Annotated in this window: 11 protein-coding genes; 5 read left to right on the top strand and 6 right to left on the bottom strand. The window is 34.4% G+C overall.

The annotated features are described in order from the left end of the window. Positions 1–62 precede the first annotated feature (62 nt). From AC3E9W_RS03945 to AC3E9W_RS03930, 4 genes are all read right to left on the bottom strand, one after another. Positions 63–1,052: an aspartate-semialdehyde dehydrogenase gene (locus AC3E9W_RS03945; RefSeq protein WP_488767003.1), complete on the bottom strand. Its 990-nt coding sequence runs from the start codon at positions 1,050–1,052 to the stop codon at positions 63–65. A gap of 175 nt (positions 1,053–1,227) precedes the next feature. Next, complete coding sequence (locus AC3E9W_RS03940; protein WP_488767001.1) at positions 1,228–1,929, bottom strand: hypothetical protein; 702 nt, start codon at positions 1,927–1,929, stop codon at positions 1,228–1,230. An 89-nt stretch (positions 1,930–2,018) separates the two neighbouring features. Then, complete coding sequence (gene mscL / locus AC3E9W_RS03935) at positions 2,019–2,399, bottom strand: large conductance mechanosensitive channel protein MscL (RefSeq protein WP_456891152.1); 381 nt, start codon at positions 2,397–2,399, stop codon at positions 2,019–2,021. Between the two features lie 68 nt (positions 2,400–2,467). Next, the gene (locus AC3E9W_RS03930) at positions 2,468–4,939 is read right to left on the bottom strand and encodes a bifunctional UDP-N-acetylmuramoyl-tripeptide:D-alanyl-D-alanine ligase/alanine racemase (protein ID WP_488766999.1); all 2,472 of its coding nucleotides are present in this window, start codon (positions 4,937–4,939) and stop codon (positions 2,468–2,470) included. A 133-nt stretch (positions 4,940–5,072) separates the two neighbouring features. On the opposite strand from AC3E9W_RS03930, the gene AC3E9W_RS03925 reads away from it, so the two are divergent. Then, positions 5,073–5,678: a hypothetical protein gene (locus AC3E9W_RS03925; protein WP_456891156.1), complete on the top strand. Its 606-nt coding sequence runs from the start codon at positions 5,073–5,075 to the stop codon at positions 5,676–5,678. Here the strand turns inward: AC3E9W_RS03925 and AC3E9W_RS03920 are convergent. Next, complete coding sequence (locus AC3E9W_RS03920) at positions 5,673–6,377, bottom strand: porin family protein (RefSeq protein WP_306154760.1); 705 nt, start codon at positions 6,375–6,377, stop codon at positions 5,673–5,675. The genes AC3E9W_RS03925 and AC3E9W_RS03920 overlap by 6 nt on opposite strands. Positions 6,378–6,603: 226 nt before the next feature. Between AC3E9W_RS03920 and AC3E9W_RS03915 the strand changes: the two genes are divergently transcribed. From AC3E9W_RS03915 to AC3E9W_RS03900, 4 genes are all read left to right on the top strand, one after another. After that, positions 6,604–6,957, top strand: a complete 354-nt coding sequence (locus tag AC3E9W_RS03915; RefSeq protein ID WP_488766996.1) for a hypothetical protein — start codon at positions 6,604–6,606, stop codon at positions 6,955–6,957. A gap of 159 nt (positions 6,958–7,116) precedes the next feature. Beyond that, on the top strand, positions 7,117–9,324 hold the full coding sequence (locus AC3E9W_RS03910; protein ID WP_488766994.1) for a TonB-dependent receptor: 2,208 nt from the start codon (positions 7,117–7,119) through the stop codon (positions 9,322–9,324). Positions 9,325–9,564: 240 nt separating this feature from the next. Next, positions 9,565–11,673, top strand: a complete 2,109-nt coding sequence (locus AC3E9W_RS03905) for a prolyl oligopeptidase family serine peptidase (protein ID WP_488766992.1) — start codon at positions 9,565–9,567, stop codon at positions 11,671–11,673. A 358-nt stretch (positions 11,674–12,031) separates the two neighbouring features. Beyond that, positions 12,032–13,027: a Gfo/Idh/MocA family protein gene (locus AC3E9W_RS03900; protein WP_488766990.1), complete on the top strand. Its 996-nt coding sequence runs from the start codon at positions 12,032–12,034 to the stop codon at positions 13,025–13,027. 205 nt (positions 13,028–13,232) lie between these two features. On the opposite strand, the gene AC3E9W_RS03895 is transcribed toward AC3E9W_RS03900, so the two are convergent. Then, positions 13,233–14,153 (bottom strand): outer membrane beta-barrel protein, encoded by a 921-nt coding sequence (locus AC3E9W_RS03895; protein ID WP_488766988.1) that lies wholly within the window; start codon positions 14,151–14,153, stop codon positions 13,233–13,235. Positions 14,154–14,230 lie beyond the last annotated feature (77 nt).

Genomic DNA, 14,230 nt, shown 5'->3' with positions numbered 1-14,230 from the left:
ACCGTAATCACATTGCTGCGATTACGGTTTTTCCTTTATAACAATTTTATTTAATCTCTAGATTATACCAAACCTGCTTTAATTAAGTATTCAGCAATTTGGATGGTGTTTGTTGCAGCACCTTTTCTTAAGTTATCAGCAACAATCCACATGTTTAATGTATTAGGCTGGCTTTCATCGCGACGGATCCTTCCAACAAAAACATCATTTTTACCTTCAGCATACAATGGCATTGGGTAAGTAAAGGTATCTAAATTATCCTGTACTACTACTCCATCAGTATTGTGTAAGATTTCGCGAACTTCATTTACTTCAAAATCATTTGTAAACTCAACGTTTACTGCTTCACTATGTCCGCCTACAACTGGCACACGAACTGCAGTAGCCGTAACTCTGATGGTATTATCACCTAATATTTTTTGAGTTTCGCGAACCAATTTCATTTCTTCTTTAGTGTATCCGTTTTCTTCAAAACTGTCGCAATGAGGAATCGCATTTCTGTGGATAGGATATTTGTAAGCCATATCTCCTTGAACTCCTGCATACTCGTTTTCTAACTGTTTTACTGCTTTTACACCAGTTCCAGTGATCGATTGGTAAGTAGAAACAATGATTCTTTTGATGTTGTATTTTTTATGCAATGGAGACAAAGCCAAAACCATTTGAATTGTAGAACAGTTTGGGTTTGCGATAATTTTATCTTCTCTTGTCAAAACATCAGCATTGATTTCTGGAACCACCAATTTTTTAGTTGGGTCCATTCTCCATGCAGAAGAGTTGTCGATTACAGTTGTTCCGGCAGCAGCAAATTTTGGAGCCCACTCCAAAGATGTATCTCCCCCAGCGGAGAACACAGCAATATCTGCTTTCATATCAACAGCTGTCTGTAAACCTACTACTTTATATTTAGTTCCTTTGTATTCGATCTCTTTTCCTACTGATCTTTCTGATGCAACAGGAATTAATTCTGTAACAGGAAAATTTCTTTCCGCTAAAACTTTAAGCATTACTTCGCCAACCATTCCGGTAGCACCTACAACTGCAATTCTCATTTTTATATTTTTAAATAATCAATTAATCTAATTTACAGGACAAAAATAAGTATAATAAAAGTCCTGACAAGGTGATTCACAAAAAATAACATTTTGTTACAAATAAAACATTTCGTTTTAAATTTAAGAATTGATTCATTGAAATTCAACTCAGTAAAACTGCAACTTGTAGCCTTTAAGAATAAAAAATTACAATATCATCATTTAATCTTTTTGCTTTTTCACTTAAGTGAATAGCATTAGACAATATAGAGCAACTTTCATTTATCAGTCTCTCATTCTGCATTGCGCTATCAAAATGGCTTTCTACTGTGTTTTTTAATAATTCATCCTTCTCAAGATTTTCAATAGTAATAATTAGCTCTTTTTTTTCATTCAGATCATCACATTCATTGAGCTGTATTCTACTATGTAAAAGTATAATATAATCCAGCTCTTGTATAAACTCTTCTTTTTTAAGATTCATTCTATCTCTTTCATCATAATTCCAAGTTGAGTAATCTACTGATTCCGAATCACCTAGACTTAAAAGAAAAAGACTTGCGCAACCATGCGATATATCATGCATTAATTCAAAACCGAATTCCTTCATTTTACCTACAAATCTTTCATCTTCTGAATCATAACCCCATTCCCCCATCCCTACAGATACTTCAAAAATATAGTCTTTGATACGATCTAATTCGTGAAAAGTTAATAAGAATGTATCCGTTTTTATTTTCTGAATTATAATATTTGCTTCCGTTGAAGAATAGATATGACCTTGAATACTATCTCTTTTTTTCAAATAGTTATCAAAATCCTCTTTATCAACCTCAATAAACTTAGAGGTTAAAATATCTCTTTTTAAACGATAAAATTTAACATCACACCCCATGAATTAATGCTTATTATGAACCATAAGTTTAAAAAAACCGCCTCTTTAGAAGGCGGTTAAGTTAGACTTAGTGTAGCGGTATTATATTTTTATTTATTTTTTAATAAATCTCTAATTTCTGTAAGCAACTCTTCTTGAGTTGGTGCAGCAGGCTGATTTGGTGCTGGCTCTTCTTTCTTTTTAAGGCTATTCATTCCTTTAATAACAAGAAATAAAACAAATGCCACAATGATAAAATTAATTACTGCCGAAAGAAACAAACCGTATTTAACACCTCCAAAGGCGGTTAGCTCTTCTATCTTTGACAAATGAGCTGCGTCTAAAGCCGGTTTTAATACTAACGGTGTAATTACGTCTTCAATAAATGAACTTACAATTTTACCAAAAGCAGCTCCTATAATTACAGCAACAGCAAGGTCAACTACATTGCCTTTCATTGCAAATGCCTTAAATTCTGAAAAAAATCCCATATCTGACTTGTTTATATTTATAATTAACGAGTATCGAAAATACGCAATTTTATTGAAATTTTTTAACGCTATCGGAAAAATACGCGCTTTACTCGTTGAGAAATGCTTGTCATTATCTCATACGGAATCGTTTTTAGCGCTACAGCCATTTCTATAACCGTTGGGCTTTCGCCGAAAATAATCACCGAATCGCCTTCTTTGCAATCTATATCGGTTACATTAACCATTAGCATATCCATACAGACACTTCCTACGATTTTGGCTTTTTGGTTTTTAATTGTTACATAACCAACCTCATTTCCCCATAATCTCGCAATTCCGTCTGCGTAACCAATTGGGATTGTCGCAATTTTAATTGCTGTATCGGCCATAAAACGGCGTCCATAACCTACGCTGTCACCAGCAGGAATAGTTCTGACTTGAGAGATTATTGACTTTAAAGTTCCAACATTTTCCAAATATTTTTGTTCTGAAGCATCATTTGAAACTCCATATAAACCAATTCCTAAACGCACCATATTGTATTGCGCATTTGGGAAATTGCTAATTCCAGAAGTATTCAAAATATGTCGGATTGGACTTATATTTAATTCGTTAATTAATCTTGAAGATAATTTCTCAAACAATGCAATCTGCTGATTAACAAAATCAAAATGTTTTGGATCATCACTTGTCGCCAAATGTGACAAAATACTCTGTACGCGAACGGTTGAATTTCCTTTTAAAGTTGCAATCAATTCATCGATCGTATTGTTTTCAAAACCTAAACGATGCATTCCCGTATCCATTTTGATATGGATTGGATAATCTTTTAAGTTCTTTTCGCGTGCGATTTTCAAAAAGGCGTTTAATCCTTTCAAACTGTAAATTTCAGGTTCTAATTGATATTGAATAATAGAAGGAAAACTGGTCGATTCTGGATTTAAAACCATAATTGGAAGCTTTATTCCTCCGTTTTTCAATGCGATTCCTTCATCGGCGAAAGCCACACCCAAATAATCTACTTTATGGTGTTCTAATAATTTAGCAATTTCTAAACCGCCGTTTCCGTATCCAAATGCTTTTACCATTACCATCATTTTGACATTTGGAGCCAGTTTTGATTTGTAATAATTAAAGTTATGGCTAATAGCATCGAGGTTAATTTCTAGAATTGTTTCATGCGTCTTTTCTTCCAGGTAAGAAACAATTTCTTCAAACTTAAAAGATCGCGCTCCTTTTATCAGGATCGTTTCATTATTGAAATCTAAATTGTCAATTTCGGCTATAAAATCGGCTGTGTTTAAAAACATTTTACTGTTCGGAAACTTAGCTTCAAAAGAAGAAATTGTTGGTCCAATACCAATTACTCGGTTTATTTTATTGTCTGAAATTAACTGGGCAACTTTAGAATACAATTCTTCGTTGGAAAATCCACTTTGGAAAATATCTGATAAAATCACAGTTTTGGAAGCGCCTTTTTTCTTTTGGCTTTCCAGAAAATCCAAAGCAATTTTAAGCGATTGAAAATCGGAACTGTAACTATCATCAATTATACTGCAATTGTTGATTCCGTTTTTTACTTCGAGACGCATTCGAACAGGATAAAGCATCTGAATTCGATTCTGAATCGTTTCCTGATCGTAATCAAAATGCAATAAAACCAATAAACACGAAATCGCATTTTCTACAGAAGCCGAATCGCTAAAAGGAATTATAAGATCATGAATTTCGTTTTTGTATTGATATTGAATTGCTGTCATTTCATTTTTGCTTTCTTTTTTCGAAATAAAAACATCAGCATTCTTATCTGTAAAACTCCACGAAAAAAGCTTTCGCGGATGCATCATATATTCTGCTGCAAACTGCAATAAACAAGAATCGACAATTTCGTTTTTTTGATAAATAATTATCGGACAATCTTTGAACAAGAGCAATTTCTCGTCTATTTTTTCCACTAGATTTTTAAACCCTTCGTCGTGCGCAGAACCTATACTGGTAAGCACACCAATTGTTGGTTTTATAATTTCCTCTAGTTTAACCATTTCGTTAACTGTCGAAATTCCAGCTTCGAAAATTCCTAAATTGTGTTTTTCATTAATGGCAATTACCGAAAGCGGCACCCCGACCTGAGAATTGTAACTCTTTGGACTTCTAATAATATTATAATCTGGGCTCAATAAAAAATTAAGCCATTCTTTTACAATCGTTTTACCGTTGCTTCCCGTTAATCCGATAACTGGAAAATGAAACAGATTTCTGTAATAAGCCGCAAATCCCTGAAGTGCAAAAAGGGTATTTTCGACCACCAAAAAATTAGCTTTATCTGCATAACCTTCTGGAATATACTGTACCACAAAATTCTGAACTCCGTTTTCTATTAAATCGGGAATAAATAAATGAGCATCGTTGTTAACGCCGGCCAAAGCAAAAAACAAGGTTTGCGATCCGTTTTGAAGTGAACGGCTGTCAATTGAAATATGATCGATTAAAACATCAGCCTCTGAACCAATCCATTTGGCATGAAGAACTGAAACCAGGCTTTTTAAATTTATGCTCATTTGGTAATTTCTTTTTTTCAAAATTACAGTATTAAGAGTTAATTTGCCACGAATTCACGAATTTCCTTTTTATATCATTCGTGAATTCGTGGCAAAAAAAGTATATTTGTTTTTACACCACAAATATTGCGTTTTGAAAAAAGTACTTCCACTCTTCTCTTATATATTACATCCGATTTTTATATCGCTGTACGCTACTTTGTTTTATCTGTTTTGCAAAGAAGACGTTTTTAGCAGACAGGAAAAGTATTTTGTATTAATACAGATTTTAGTAATCAATATCATCGTTCCCGTTTTGTTTTATCTGCTTTTAAAATCGACTGGACATGTAAAATCGATCATGTTGAGCCAAACTTCAGAACGAACTATTCCGTTGATTCTGCAATGTTTTTTATATATTTTATTAGTCAAAAGAAGCATTGTCATTACCCGTTATCCTGAACTTCACTTCTTTTTTCTTGCGGGTTTGTTCAGTACTATTTTAGCATTGGTATGCGTACTTTTTAAGACAAAAGCAAGTCTGCACATGGTTGCTATTTCGGGGTTAACGGTTTTTGTTATCGGATTAAATATTCATCTTCAAATGCACAATCCGTATTGGCCAGCTCTACTTATTTTATTGTCGGGAATTGTGGCTTCATCTCGTTTAGAAATGAATGCGCATACTCCTAGGGAAATATTAGTAGGATTGTTTATTGGAATAATGCCACAGCTTTTATTTTTATATCTCTGGTTATAAAATATAAAAAATCAATCCCGCATTTAAGGTTTTCATTTTGATTGGTTCTCCAGACAAAGTAGTGGTCGAATTAAACAGCGGATTTAAGCCATAATACAAATAAAGATTCCATGTATTATAACCCGCAGCAATGTATGGTCCGTATTGAAATGTATTGACATTCTTGTTGTTATTGATTCTATACGTATTTTCGCCATCGTTTAAAAGAGACATGCTCGAAAAAACATAACTCAATTTTACTCCGCCATAAATACGCCAAAATTTAGTGCTTTCATAAGTCGAATTACGCCATCTGAATTCTATAGGAAGATCTACGGAATATTGACGGTAACGGTTCGATACAAATTCGCCATAATTATTCACACCATATATTGGATTGCCTGACGCATCTTCAGAAATCGTTAAGTTTTGAAAGTAATTCTGATAACTCAAACCTAAACCTGCTGCAATGGCAACTGTTCTAGATTTATTAATGGGCATATCGCGCAAAAAACCTCCTGAAAGTCCGAGAGAAAATTTATTTTGTTTGAAATTGATCGGAATATCGGTAAACATATTATACGTAACCGAAAAATAAAACTGATCTTCTCGATACAGAGAATCTATTTTTACAACTGGTTTTATCTCAGGTTTAACCTCTTCTTGTGCAAAAGAGTTAAAAAAAGTGAGTAAAAATAAGCAGCTAAAAATAATTCGCATGTCGTGGTTTTGGGTTTTAAAGAGATGATTATAAATAAACGTTTTTGTACGCTTATTTATTTCACATACAAATATAATATAATGCTTTTTGTAGTAAAGATACAAAGTAAAAATATTCTCATTTTGACTGCGATTAAAATTAATTGCTGCATTATTTTCAATAAATCAATTCGCTGAAAGAAAAAATTAATCAATTTTGTTTTTATCTTTTATACCTTTGCAGAGCATGAAGAGAAAGCAGCTCATATTAAGTGTATCGTTTGCTGTAACAATATTGTTTTCGATATTGTTTGAGTCCATACACAGTTATGAGCATATTTTAAAACAGCTTACAGAAAAACAGTGCCATCATAATTACAATGATCCTAATGGCGAGATAACGCATCAGCATCATGATTATGACGTTTGTTTTGTTTGTCATTTTGCTTTTGAATCTTTTATTCTTCCGCAAAATTTCTCTTTTGAATTTCATTCATTTGACAGAGAAACGCCTTATTTCTTCCCATTTTCAGAGAAGATTTTTTCAATTTCAACCACTTCGTATTTCTTACGGGGGCCTCCTGCTGTTATAGTTTCTTAAATTTCGATTATTCGAAAAACATCACTTTTCTTTTAATTAAATTCAAAATAACATTGAGTTTCCTCATCCTATTACTATCAATTAGGATCAGAATGCTTTATTGTTGGCTTTTGTTTTTCATTCGAAGAAAAATTAATTTAACTATAGCATCATTTTCAAATGAAAAAATTTATAATTGCCCTTATTTTAGGGTTTTCGGGCATGCTGAATGCTCAAAATTCGGTTTCAGGAATTGTAACCGACACTCAAAACAATCCATTGCCTGGCGTTTCTGTTTATGCTCCAGAATTGCATAAAGGAACGACAACAGACGCAAACGGAAAATACGAATTGAATAATCTTCCAAGCGGAAGCCTGCGTATTGCTTTTACTTATGTTGGATATGCGAATCAAAACAAAACAATTGCTAAATTATTAAAGCAAAACACTTTAGACATAATTCTAGAAGAATCTATTTTAGAAATGGATGAAGTAGTCGTTTCAACGCCTTTCAACAAATTGCAATCGCAAAACGTAATGAAAATCGAGCACGAAAGCATTAAAACTTTACAGCAAAAAGGAACTTCAACCTTAATTGAAGGTTTAGCGACCATTCCTGGAGTTTCGCAGATTTCTACGGGAACTTCTATCGGAAAACCCGTAATTCGCGGACTTAGCGGTAATCGTGTTTTGGTTTATTCTCAAGGCGTTCGTATTGAAAACCAGCAGTTTGGAGACGAACATGGTTTAGGTCTGAATGATGCCGGAATCGAAAGTGTTGAAGTGATAAAAGGCCCTGCTTCTTTATTATATGGTTCGGATGCCTTAGGAGGAGTTTTATATTTTAATCCTGAAAAATTTGCTGATGCGGGTGATTTTAAAGCCAATTTCAGCCAAAAATATTTCACAAATACACAAGGAAGCAATTCTTCTATTGGCTTAAAAACTTCTACAGAAAATTGGAAATTCTTAGCACGAGGAAGTTACAATACACATTCAGACTACAAAATTGCTGATGGCGACCGCGTAACCAATTCACGTTACAACGAAACTGATTTTAAAACAGGAATCGGTTATAGCAATTCTACTTTCTCAAGTGTTTTACGATACAACTTTAACAAACTGGATATTGGAATTCCAGAAGACGGTATTGCAGAACAATCTTCAAGCAAAGACACGCAATTTCCGAGACAGGGAATTAACAATCATCTATTGAGTTTGAATAATGTGATTTTCTTTGAAAACTCAAAATTGGATGTTGATTTAGGATACATTGCTAATGACAGAAGCGAATTTGAAGACAGTAATGAAGCTTCTTTGCACATGAAATTGAATACTTTTAATTATAATGCGAAATATCATTTTCCTAAATTCGGAAAAATCGAAACTATTTTAGGCGTTCAAGGAATGCATCAGACAAATAAAAATTCTGGTGAAGAGTACCTGATTCCAGATGCGACAACTAACGATTTTGGTGTTTTTGGAACGGCAAATTACGAATGGAATAACAGCGTTCTTCAAGCCGGGTTGCGTTTTGACAATAGAAATGTGAATTCAATTGCACACGGAACTGAAGGCGAAGAAGGATATTTTCAAGCTCTAGACCGATCTTTTGACAGCTTTAATGCTTCTTTAGGCTATAAAACCAAATTGGCAGAACCGTTAACGCTTCGTTTAAATGTAGCAACAGGATTTAGAGCGCCAAACTTAGCAGAACTGACTTCAAACGGCGTTCATGAAGGAACAAACCGTTACGAAATTGGAAATGCTAATTTGAAAACCGAACAAAATGTTCAGACCGATCTTAATTTAGAATATAAAAATTCTCATTTTGAGTTTTTCGTAAATGGATTCTACAATCACGTAAACAACTACATCTACACTTCGCCAACAGGAGAAGTTTTGGATGATAATGATGTTTTTGCCTACGTTCAGGACAATGCACAATTATTTGGTGGAGAAGCTGGTCTTCACTTCCACCCGCACCCATTAGACTGGTTGCATTTTGAAACCAGTTTTGAAACTGTTACAGGCAAAAAAGACAATGATGATTATCTGCCTTTAATTCCTGCAAACAATTGGAACAATACGCTTAGAACCGAATTCAATATCAAAAACTGGTTAAGCGAAGGTTTTGCTTCTTTGAATGTTTCTTCAACTTTCAATCAGAATAATGTAAGCGGTTTTGAAACGGCTTCTAAAGGATATACTTTGGTGAATTTAGGTTTTGGAGGAACAGTTAAACTCGGAAAAACGGCTTTCGATATTAACTTAAACGGAAACAATTTATTCGATAAAAAATATATCGCACACCTTTCAAGATTAAAAACAGACGGCATTCCGAATATTGGAAGAAACATCGTTTTGGGCGTTAATTTTAATTTATAAAAATTTTTTGAACCATATAAGTTATATAATTTCATTTTAGCATAATGGGCCATCCTGCAAGGTTTCTAAAACCTTATAGGTTTTGTTTATTTTAGATTTGATCGCAAATTATACCTACAAGGTTTTGGAAACCTTGCAGGAAAATAAAATTAACTTATATGACTTATATGGTTTAACTTTTTCTTCCTAATTTTTCACAACAAAAAGTGCTATTTTTGTTACAACAGATAAAAACTAACTATGAAAAAAACATTTTTATTAATGGCAATTACAACTGCAGGACTATCATTTGGTCAAGATAAACTTCAATATCCGCAAACTAAAAAAGGAGAAACTGTTGATGTATATTTTGATACTAAAGTAAGCGATCCGTACCGTTGGTTAGAAGATGACAAATCTGCTGAAACGGGAGCTTGGGTAAAAGCTGAAAACGAGGTTACTTATGGTTACTTAAATAAAATTCCGTTTCGTGATCAACTTAAAAAACGAATGGAACAACTTTGGAATTACGAAAAAATTGGAGCTCCATTTAAAGAAGGAAAATTTACGTATTATTCTAAAAACAACGGACTTCAAAATCAATCTGTAGTTTACAGAAAAGATGAAAAAGGAAAAGAAGAGGTTTTCTTAGATCCGAATACTTTTTCTAAAGACGGAACAACTTCGCTAGGCGGTTTAAACTTTTCTAAAAACGGAAACATCGCGGCTTATTCTATTTCTGAAGGCGGAAGCGACTGGAGAAAAGTGATTATTATTGATGCGCTTTCTAAGAAAGTTTTAGAAGACACTTTGGTTGACATCAAATTCAGCGGCGTGTCTTGGCACGGAAATGAAGGGTTTTACTACTCTAGTTACGACAAACCTAAAGGAAGCGAATTGTCTGCGAAAACAGATCAGCACAAATTGTATTTCCACAAATTGGGAACTTCTCAAAAAGACGATAAAGTAATTTTTGGTGCTGACCAGAAAAGAAGATATGTTGGCGGATATGTTACTGAAGACAATCATTATTTGGTAATTACAGCGGCTAATTCTACTTACGGAAATGAATTATATATTAAAGATTTGACTAAGCCAAACAGTCCGATTGTTACCATTGTAGACAACTTCAACAGTGACAGCGCTGTTATCGAAAATGAAGGCAACAAATTGTTTATCGAAACCGATCTTAATGCTCCAAACAAACGCGTTGTGACAGTTGATGCTTCAAATCCGAAACCTGAAAATTGGAAAGATTTCATCAAAGAAACCAAAGATATTTTATCTCCTTCAACTGGCGCTGGCTATTTCTTTGCTAATTATACTAAAGATGCGGTTTCATTCGTACAGCAATATGATTACAGCGGAAAATTAATTCGTGAAATTAAACTTCCTGCTGTTGGAACTGCGGGTGGCTTTAGCGGTAAAAAAGAAGATAAAATTTTATATTACAGCTTTGCGAATTACACTACTCCGGGAAGCATCTATTCTTTGGAACCAAAAACGGGTAAATCTGAAATTTATCAAAAACCAAAAGTAGATTTCAAAAGTGAAGATTATGAATCTAAACAGGTTTTCTATACTTCAAAAGACGGTACAAAAGTTCCGATGATTATTACGTATAAAAAAGGAACAAAATTAGACGGTAAAAACCCGACAATCCTTTACGGTTACGGCGGATTCAATGTTAGCCTAACGCCAAGTTTCAGCATTGCCAATGCAGTTTGGATGGAAAACGGTGGAGTTTATGCTGTTGCCAACTTAAGAGGAGGCGGTGAATATGGAAAAAAATGGCACGATGCGGGAACTAAATTGCAAAAGCAAAATGTGTTTGATGATTTTATCGCTGCTGCGGAATATTTAATTACGCAAAAATATACTTCAGCTGATTATTTAGCTATTCGCGGAGGATCTAACGGAGGTTTATTAGTTGGTGCAACAATGACGCAACGTCCTGATTTAATGAAAGTAGCGCTTCCTGCAGTTGGAGTAATGGATATGCTTCGTTACAATGCTTTTACAGCAGGTGCTGGTTGGGCTTTTGACTACGGAACTGCTCAAGACAGCAAAGAAATGTTTGAATATTTAAAAGGATATTCTCCAGTTCACAACGTTAAAAAAGGAACAAATTATCCAGCAACTATGGTAACTACGGGAGATCATGACGATCGTGTAGTTCCTGCGCATAGTTTTAAATTTGCGTCTGAATTGCAGGAAAAACAAACAGGAGAAAATCCAGTTTTAATTAGAATAGACGTAAAAGCAGGGCACGGCGCAGGAAAATCTGTTGCGGCTACTATTCAAGAAAATGTAGATATTCAAGCGTTTACGCTTTACAATATGGGTTTTAAAGCTTTGCCTTCGAAGTAAAATTTTAGAACTAGACTTTTTTATAGCCACGAATTCACGAATTATTTTTGTGAATTTTGTGGCTGTTTTTTTGCCACGAATTCCACGAATTCCACTAATTTGTTTCACGCAGATTTAAAAGATTTAGGCAGATAAAAACAGATTTTAAATCTGCTCCATCTGCAAAATCTGCGTGAAACAAAATACACCCAAAGTTTAATCCTTTTAATCTTTTTAATCTGTGGCAAAAAAATTAGTGGAATTCGTGTAATTCGTGGCAAACCTTTTTATACGCAATTTCCATAAAAAAATAATTCGTGAATTCGTGGCTAACCTTTTTTAAATAAACTTTAAATTTGAGAAACTTAAAACTTAAACCATGAAAATTATAAAATGGGGAATTATTGGCTGCGGAAATGTAACCGAAGTTAAAAGTGGACCTGCATTTCAAAAAGCTTCAAACTCTGCTTTGGTGGCTGTTATGCGCAGAGATGCTGCCCTTGCAGAAGATTATGCCAAACGCCACAATGTTCCGAAATGGTATTCAAAAGCTGAAGATTTAATAAATGATCCAGAAGTTGATGCTGTGTATATTGCTACTCCTCCATCTTCTCATAAAGAATACACTATTTTATGTGCCAAAGCGGGAAAGCCAGTGTATGTTGAAAAACCAATGGCGTTGACTTTTGAAGAGTGCAACGAAATGATCAGCGCTTGCAAAGAGCATAATGTTCCGTTGTTTGTGGCTTATTACAGAAGAGCACTTCCGCGTTTTTTAAAAATTAAGGAAATCATCGACCAAGGAAAATTAGGGAATATCAGACATGTCAATTGTGTTTTATATCATCCTTTTGAAGAGCGCTATGATGACGAAATCAATCTTCCTTGGACAGTTTTGCCACATATCTCTGGAGGGGGAATTTTCGTCGACTTGGCTTGCCATACTTTAGATTTCTTGGACTTTGTTTTAGGCCCAATAAAATCGGTTCGTGGTCATGCCACTTCTCAATTAATGGCTTACCCTGCTGAAGATTCGGTTTCGATGTCTTTCTTATTCGAAAACGGAATTCACGGTTCTGGGATATGGAATTTTGCCAGTTTTGAGCGCTATGACAACACTGAAATTGTGGGTGATAAAGGAAAGATTTCATTTTCAACTTTCGGAAATGATCCGCTTCACATTCAGTATGCAAATGGCGAAAAAGAAACTATTACCATCGAAAATCCGCTTCATATTCAACAGCCTTTTATTGAAACGGTTATTGCAGAACTTTTAAGTAACGAAGGCGCTTCTCCATCAAAAGGAGTTTCTGGTGCTAGAACAACTTGGGTTATCGATCAGGTTTTGAAGGAGTTTAGAGAGGCTTCGAAATAAATTTGAAGCAATGTTTGTCATCCCGAGGAACGAGGGATCTTCGCAAGTAGCTCCGTAAAGTATAGTTTTCAATCTTTGTCGAGTTTCTTGCGAAGATCCCTCGTTCCTCGGGATGACAAACAATTCGCAAAATATCATTAAGCCAAACAAAAAGAGGATATCCTTTCGAATATCCTCTTTTTTTAAACTAAAAACTTCTATAAAATTATAGGCTGTATTTGATACCTAAAGTTAAGCCTAAACCAGAAATTCCAACATAAGAGCTTAACTCATCCATTGGTTTTGTAGAATCTACACCATTTGGGTTTGTTAATGCATTATTAGAATTTGTATCTAAACCATCTCTGTAATTTGTATGAATTTGAGCAGTTGTTCTAGTTGCTAAAGCATCTTGACCATTCATTTTAAACTCAGTAGTTTCTTTAGATTTTCCGTGTACTGTAAAGTTACGGTATTCTAATTCTGCAAAAGCTGAAATATGTTTTCCTAATTTATAAGAAGTCCCTAAAGCAGCAGAGAATCCAATTGTTGGATTTGGCTTAACTTTATCTACACTATGAACAGTCGCAGTTGCAGGATTTGCAACACCTGTTGGCACGATAGCGTCAGTAGTAATTTCTAAATCACCATGAATTGGAACTAAAACCCCAACTTTAGTATATGGCTCAAAACCATGAGCTTCTCCTAAAAACATTACTAGCGCTGGAGCAACATCAAATGCTGTAATTTGACCAACTGATTTAAAATTGTAAACAGGCTTTCCTCCCGAAACAAAAATTGCATCTGTAGTAGTTTGCGCCATCTTTTTGTCGTTACTGTTATAGTAGTTAACGCCAAGCTCAACTCCTAAACGTGCTGAAAAACGGTAACCTGCAGTAATACCAGTTCTAAAACCTTGTCCAAATGAACCTGTAACACTTTTTTCTGAAACTAATTTTCCTCCTACGTAAGTTCTATCTAAAGCTGGATTTCCTCCAACTGTTGGAAACTCTGTAGAAGCTGTCTGGTTAAAATAAGACCCTCCTAATTTAAAATACCAGCTTTCTGGCTTCTCTGCTTTTTCTGTTTGCGCCATAGTTGCCATAGAGCAAACTAGCATTCCTAATAAAAATAGGTTCTTTTTCATAATTTTGATTTATTGATTTATACAAACTTAGAATAATTTAACAGATTCTTACAGTTTGCAAAGTTAGACTTGGAACG

The sequence above is a fragment of the Flavobacterium sp. 38 genome (genome assembly GCF_057799715.1).
Note: the sequence above shows the minus strand (reverse complement) of the source record. Positions and strands in the feature narration are given on the sequence as shown.